The 5658-nt window shown below is 50.8% G+C and carries 7 protein-coding genes; 1 reads left to right on the plus strand and 6 read right to left on the minus strand.

What is annotated here, in order from left to right:
- Positions 1–10 precede the first annotated feature (10 nt).
- From hemW to J1785_RS03975, 6 genes are all read right to left on the minus strand, one after another.
- The gene (gene hemW, locus J1785_RS03950) at positions 11–1147 is read right to left on the minus strand and encodes a radical SAM family heme chaperone HemW (protein ID WP_129953043.1); all 1137 of its coding nucleotides are present in this window, start codon (positions 1145–1147) and stop codon (positions 11–13) included.
- Entirely contained in the window at positions 1140–1748 is a 609-nt protein-coding gene (locus J1785_RS03955; protein WP_217218860.1) for an XTP/dITP diphosphatase, read from the minus strand. Before J1785_RS03955 ends, hemW begins: the two co-directional genes overlap by 8 nt.
- Positions 1749–1782: 34 nt before the next feature.
- Positions 1783–2088, minus strand: coding sequence for a DUF167 family protein YggU (gene yggU / locus J1785_RS03960; RefSeq protein WP_129953041.1), 306 nt, complete (start codon positions 2086–2088; stop codon positions 1783–1785).
- A complete protein-coding gene (locus J1785_RS03965) occupies positions 2073–2627 on the minus strand; it encodes a YggT family protein (RefSeq protein WP_112150889.1) in 555 nt (184 codons plus the stop codon). The genes yggU and J1785_RS03965 overlap by 16 nt, the downstream gene beginning before the upstream one ends.
- A 90-nt stretch (positions 2628–2717) precedes the next feature.
- Entirely contained in the window at positions 2718–3539 is an 822-nt protein-coding gene (gene proC / locus J1785_RS03970) for a pyrroline-5-carboxylate reductase (RefSeq protein WP_129991402.1), read from the minus strand.
- A 54-nt stretch (positions 3540–3593) separates the two neighbouring features.
- On the minus strand, positions 3594–4331 hold the full coding sequence (locus J1785_RS03975; RefSeq protein ID WP_129991403.1) for a YggS family pyridoxal phosphate-dependent enzyme: 738 nt from the start codon (positions 4329–4331) through the stop codon (positions 3594–3596).
- Between the two features lie 113 nt (positions 4332–4444).
- On the opposite strand from J1785_RS03975, the gene J1785_RS03980 reads away from it, so the two are divergent.
- A partial coding sequence (locus tag J1785_RS03980; RefSeq protein WP_217218861.1) for a recombinase family protein occupies positions 4445–5658 on the plus strand: 1214 nt, incomplete at its 3' end.

Raw genomic sequence — 5658 nt, forward strand, 5'->3', positions numbered from 1 at the left:
ATATTACCGCTTACTCAGTCAGAAATAGCTCCAGCAGTGAGTTCAGGAACAGTTTCCCTTTGCCGGTGATCTGCCAGTGCGTGTCGGTTTCCAGTAGATATTCTTTGGCGATCGCGTCATCAAGCTGCGCACGAATCACCGATTCATCCAGCCCGGTATACAAACCAAACTCTTCGCGGGGTGCCGCTTCCAGCAAACGAAAACGGTTCATGAAGAATTCAAATGGCAAATCTTCAGTTTCGACCGGATGCTGTTTGTCCATGTAGCGTCCTTGCATATAGCCACGAGGGTGTTTGGTTTTCACGGTTCGCAGGATTTGCCCGTCGGGCTGTGTCAGTTTGCCATGCGCACCACAACCGATGCCGAGATAATCACCGAAGCGCCAGTAGTTGAGGTTGTGCTGGCACTGATAACCTGGTTTAGCGTAGGCCGAGGTTTCATATTGCTGGTAACCGGCAGCGGTCAGTAACTGATCGCCTTGTTCGAAAATATCCCACAGCGCGTCGTCATCCGGCAGTTTAGGCGGACGCGAGGCGTACATCGTATTCGGCTCGATAGTCAGCTGATACCACGACAAATGCGGCGGATTAAGCGCGATAGCCTGGCGCAAATCGTCCAGCGCTTCTTCCAGCGTCTGATCCGGCAAGCCGTGCATCAGATCGAGATTAAAGCTGCGCAGATTCAGGCTGGTCGCCAGATGTGCCGCACGCTTTGCCTCATCAGGCCCATGAATGCGCCCCAGACGCTCCAGTTTCTGCGCATCGAAACTTTGTACGCCAATGGAGATACGGTTCACACCGGCGCGCTGATAGCCGCTGAAGCGGTCGGCTTCGACGGTACCGGGGTTAGCTTCCATGGTGATTTCAGCATTGGCATCAAGCGGCAAACGCGCCCGGACGCCGTCGAGCAGGGTCTGCATGGCTTCGCTGCTCAGCAGGCTGGGGGTTCCGCCGCCGATAAAAATTGTCCCCACACTGCGCCCGCCAACCAGATGCAGGTCGGCATCCAAATCGGCCAGCAGATGCGCGACATAATCGTCATGCGGCACTTCACCCTTTAACGCGTGCGAGTTGAAATCGCAGTAAGGGCATTTTTGCACGCACCACGGAATATGAATGTAGAGACTCAGCGGCGGCAACTTACGCATTCTTCTGTACAGCCTCTTTCATCGCGGCAAGCAGCAGTTTCAGTGCCTGACCCCGGTGGGAAACTGCGCTTTTTTCTTCGCGGGTCAGTTCTGCAGCGGTTTTCCCCAGTTCCGGTACGTAGAAAATCGGGTCATAACCAAAGCCGCTTTCGCCTGCTTCAGCAAAGGTAATTTCGCCCGCCCAGCTGCCGTGGCACACCAGCGGCGTCGGGTCTTCTGCGTGGCGCATATACACCAGAACGCAGTGGAATTGCGCGTTGCGCTGGCCCTGGGGCACATCTTTCAGTGCCACCAGCAATTTATCGAGGTTCTGCTGATCGCTGGCGTCAGCGCCTGCGTAGCGGGCGGAGTAAATCCCCGGCGCACCACCGAGAAAATCCACCGCCAGGCCGGAGTCATCGGCAATGGCCGGCAAGCCGGTGACAGCCGCTGCATGGCGGGCTTTCAGGATGGCGTTCTCGATAAACGTCAGGCCGGTTTCTTCAGCGGATTCGACGCCCAGTTCGGTTTGCGCCACCACGTCCAGGCCGAAATCAGCCAGAAGATGCGCGAGTTCACGCACTTTACCGGCATTGCCGGTAGCTAAAACGACTTTCTTCATAAAAATAATGTCCTGAAATGAATCTGACTTGAAGTTATTCAGCGAGCAGTACCGCGACCTCGGTCGGGATATTTTGCGGATTCGTAATGCGGACTTGTTTATGGCGGCCCAGCTCGCCTTTTTCGATGCTTATCTGACTTTTGGCGACTTTAAACTGTTTTGAAAGAAATTTCACCAGATGCGTATTGGCCTGGCCGTCCACCGGCGGGGCAGTGATGGCGACTTTCAGTTCATCGCCATGCAAACCCACCAGGCTGTCGCGGCTGGCTTTGGGCTGGATAACCAGCCGCAAAACCAGCGCATCGGATTGCCAGAACGCCGGACTTAAAGCTGGAACCACAGTGCACCCAGCAGATCCATACCGAGATAATTCAGCATATACAGGATCAGAATCACGACCATCGCCGAGAAATCAATTCCCCCCATGGCCGGAAGGATGCGGCGGATGGGTGCCATCAGCGGTTCGGTCAGTTGCATCAGCAGGTAATCCATCGGCCCGCGTCCCTGGCTCACCCAGCTCATCAGAGAGCGGATAATCACCAGCCAGAACACCAGATAACCCGCGGCTTTGACCAGCCCTATCAGGCCAATCAGCAAGCTGCTCAGACCAAAGAAAATGGCACCACTTTGGATAAGCAACAGCAGCGGAAATTTGATCGTGCAAAGGATAAAAGCCAGCAACAGGCTTGCACTGTCAATCGGGCCCAGCGGCGGAATAATCCGGCGCAAAGGTCCGATAACGGGCTGAGTAATCTTCACCACGAACTGTGAGAACGGGTTATAAAAATCTGTACGTGCCCATTGCATCCAGATGCGCAGCAGCAGAACCATCACGTAGAGATCAATCAGTGTTTTGACCAGAAAAGTCAGCGTTAACATAATTCTCCTATGCCCTTCGTCTTTCGGGTTGCTTCTGCGTTGCCGCAACGCGAATGATTTTAGACAGTCATATTTTATTATTCGTTCTTGTCAGAACAGTTTTTCCATTTCCTGCGCACGGGCAATGGCGGCCTGCATGGCTTCGGAAACAATCTCCGGTAATTTACGGTCGGTGAAAACCTTCAGCGCCTCAAACGTCGTACCGCCTTTGGATGTCACATTCTCACGAAGTTGTGACAATGGCGTGTCCGGGCTGGCGGCTACTAAGGCGCTGGCACCGCTGGCAGCTTGCTCAACCAGCATCCGTGCGGTTTCAGCGCTGAAACCCAGACGCTGCGCTTCGGCCTGCATGGCTTCCATAAACAGGAAGAAATACGCCGGTGCGCTGCCTGCGGCGGCAATCACATGGTTAATACCTTCTTCGGTATCGACCCAGCAAATTTTGCCGACGGCGGTCATCAGTTCGCCACTGTAATCACGGTCTGCCTGAGATACCTGAACAGGCGCGTACAGGCCGCTCATGCCTTTCCCGACGAGGGAGGGCGTGTTGGGCATAATACGCACAATATTCAGATTTTCTCCCAGCAACTCGCAAAAACGCGCCACGCTGACGCCTGCGGCAATCGACAGTACCAGCTTGTCGCTAAAATCCACGTCTTTTTGCAGTGCTTTACACACATCGGCCATCATCTGTGGTTTTACGGACAAAACCACTACATCTGCCTCTTTTGCACAGCCGCTGTTATCGCTGCTGCTTTGTACGCCATATTTTTCAGCCAGCGCATCGCGATGCGTGGTGGACGGGGCACAAACGCTGATGAGATGTGCCGGATAGCCGCTTTCGACCAGGCCGGAAATAATTGCGCCCGCCATATTACCGGCGCCGATAAAACTGATTTTGCGATGTTGCATTCATGCTCCTTGCTTTTAATGGGGGCTGAATTGAGCCTATCAAGAGTAAAGCAGTCAATCCAAAGATAACGGTGACTGTTTTACGCCGTAATCACGGGCACCGAAAATGGCGGTCCCGATGCGAACCATCGTGCTGCCAGCCGCAATCGCTGCAGGCATATCATCGGTCATCCCCATCGACAGCGTATCGGCCAGCGGACAAATACGTTGCAAATCTTTCAGTGCCTCACGCATCTTGCCGAACACTTCAAGCTGTCGCGCATAATCTGTTTCCACTGCCGGGATGGCCATCAGACCGCGCAATGACAAGTGAGGCATCGTCATAATCTGGCGGGCCAGCTCTGCAATATCACCTATTGCGATGCCGGATTTGCTGGCTTCATCACTGATGTTTACCTGAATCAGCACCTGCAAAGGCGGTAACCCGGCCGGACGCTGTTCGTTCAGTCGCTGGGCGATTTTCAGGCGATCAATGGTATGGCACCAGTCGAAATTCTCCGCCACCAGGCGGCTCTTATTCGATTGCAGCGGCCCGATAAAGTGCCAGGTCAGCGCGGGCTGATGTCCGGCAAAGTGGGCAATCTTATCAACGCCTTCCTGCACGTAGTTTTCGCCAAACGCGAGTTGTCCGGCGGCAATAGCTTCTTCGACAGCGCTCGCAGGTTTTGTTTTGCTCACTGCAAGCAGGGTAATTTCTTCTGAAGGTCTGCCGCAAAGATGTGCAGCTGTGGCGATTTTCTCACGGACATTCTGTAAGTTCTGCTCAATAGCGTTTTGCTGACTAAGGCTCATAGGGACTCAGGAGGATTTCAACATGGATATTGATGGATTAGTGGGACGTAGTGTAAAGCAAAATGCCTGCTATTGTAGTGTTACCCACACTACGGCTAAGTAACCTCTCTATAATGGAAAAAATCATACCATACGGCTATCTGCGTGTCTCAAGTCTGGAACAGGTAAGATCTGGCGGCGGGCTTGAAGCACAAGATGATGCCGTACGTAACTATATAAATGAACATAGTGATCTGTTCGACACCGATCGGACGGTCATGATAAGTGATGCTGGATTGTCTGCGTTTTCAGGGCAACAATTGAGTGAAGGCCAGCTTGGGGTGTTCCTTTCGGATGTTGAAACAGGAAAGGTTCCTACAGGAAGTGCGTTGGTTTGCTTTAGCATCGACCGCTTATCACGTCAAAATCCGTGGATAGGTACAAAACTAATATCGACACTTATCGGTGCAGGTATTCAGATCCACAGCGTAGCGGAAAGGCAGGTACTCAAAAGTGACGATCCTGTTGGTGCTATAATGAGTACTATTTACTTGATGCGTGCTAATAACGAATCTGAAATAAAATCCAGCAGGGCGAAAGATGGCTATCAGCAGAGGTTACTCAAGTCAATACAAAATAAAACAGTACTAACTGGGCAGATGCCTCGGTGGTTATTCAATAATGAGGGCAAATATGCAATAGATCCTGATATGCAGAAAATTATCAACTTTACATTTGACAGCTATATTGCAGGGCAAAGTACAGGATATATAGCTAAGGAACTGAATGACAAAGGATGGATGTACGGTTCAACAAGTTGGAGAGGTTCATACGTTGCAAAGTTAATTCGTGATGAACGATTAATTGGTAAGCACATTCGTTACGGCAAGCAGATTAAAGGCGTGAAACGTGAAGTAATAGAAACTATCTCTGATTTCTATCCTGTTGCTGTAGATGTAGAGAAGTTTTATCTGGCTAATAACATGCTAACAAATGTAGCTGAGAAAATCAGGGGGCGTACACGTATTACCTATGGTGACACTTCTATTTTACGAAATCTGTTCAGTGGAGTGATTAAATGTGGCGTCTGCGGTGGCGATACTTCTGTAGTTCAAAATACACGAAAAAAAGTTGTTAATGGGACAGTGAAATATATTCCTTATAAAACGTTTCTGCGGTGTAGAAATAAGTGCGAATTGAAATCTTGTACACAAGGTGATCTTCGATACGAACTTATTGAACAGGCAGTATTACTTCACTTGAAGAGTTTAGATATTAATACTTTACTGAATAAACCTATTGATAACACAATTGAGTTATATAAATCAGAATTGGAAGGGTGTATTTC

Origin of the sequence: Rahnella perminowiae, assembly GCF_019049755.1 — a bacterium.
Lineage (GTDB): Bacteria > Pseudomonadota > Gammaproteobacteria > Enterobacterales > Enterobacteriaceae > Rahnella > Rahnella perminowiae.

Bases quoted from the DNA above. Each gene is read 5' to 3' on its own strand.
- hemW (WP_129953043.1), bottom strand. From the start codon at position 1,147: ATGCGTAAGTTGCCGCCGCTGAGTCTCTACATTCATATTCCGTGGTGC.
- proC (WP_129991402.1), bottom strand. From the start codon at position 3,539: ATGCAACATCGCAAAATCAGTTTTATCGGCGCCGGTAATATGGCGGGC.
- J1785_RS03955 (WP_217218860.1), bottom strand. From the start codon at position 1,748: ATGAAGAAAGTCGTTTTAGCTACCGGCAATGCCGGTAAAGTGCGTGAA.
- J1785_RS03965 (WP_112150889.1), bottom strand. From the start codon at position 2,627: ATGTTAACGCTGACTTTTCTGGTCAAAACACTGATTGATCTCTACGTG.
- J1785_RS03975 (WP_129991403.1), bottom strand. From the start codon at position 4,331: ATGAGCCTTAGTCAGCAAAACGCTATTGAGCAGAACTTACAGAATGTC.